Origin of the sequence: Bradyrhizobium sp. Leo170, assembly GCF_004296405.1 — a bacterium.
Classification (GTDB): domain Bacteria; phylum Pseudomonadota; class Alphaproteobacteria; order Rhizobiales; family Xanthobacteraceae; genus Bradyrhizobium.
The window spans coordinates 1-577 of the sequence record NZ_PSRR01000850.1; the positions used below are offsets into that span (position 1 = coordinate 1).

Annotated in this window: 1 pseudogene; it reads left to right on the top strand. The window is 63.4% G+C overall.

Going from position 1 to position 577, the window contains the following annotated elements:
• Positions 1 to 6: 6 nt before the first annotated feature.
• Positions 7 to 577, top strand: a pseudogene (locus CWO89_RS45075) (IS630 family transposase); the annotation flags it as partial.

Sequence of the window (577 nt, forward strand, 5' to 3'; positions counted from 1 at the left end):
GCATGGATGGGGCGAGCGTATTCGACTGATCTGCGTGAGCGCGTGGTTGACGCCGTCTGCGAGGGCGGCCTGTCGTGCCATCAGGCGGCGGCGCAATTTGGTGTAGGCATCAGCACGGCCATTCTCTGGGTGCAGCGCTTTCGCCGGACCGGCAGCGTCGAGCCGGATCAGATCGGCGGCTACAAGCCGAAGAAGATTTCGGGAAAGCATCGTGATTGGCTGGTGCAACGCTGCCGGACGGCGGATTTCACCTTGCGCGGGCTGGTGGCCGAGCTTGCCGAGCGTGGCCTGAGGGTCGATTACCGGACGCTGTGGAACTTCGTCCACGCCGAGAAGCTCAGTCACAAAAAAAGACGCTGATTGCTGCCGAGCAGGACCGTCCCGATGTTGCCCGTCGGCGGACGCAATGGAGCAAATATCGGGAGCGGATCGATCCGTCTCGCCTGGTGTTCATCGACGAGACCTGGACCAAAACCAATATGGCGCCGCTGCGGGGCTGGGCGCCGCGCGGTCAAAGGCTCAAGGCCAAGGTGCCACATGGCCACTGGCAGACCATGACCTTCCTGGCCGCCTTGCG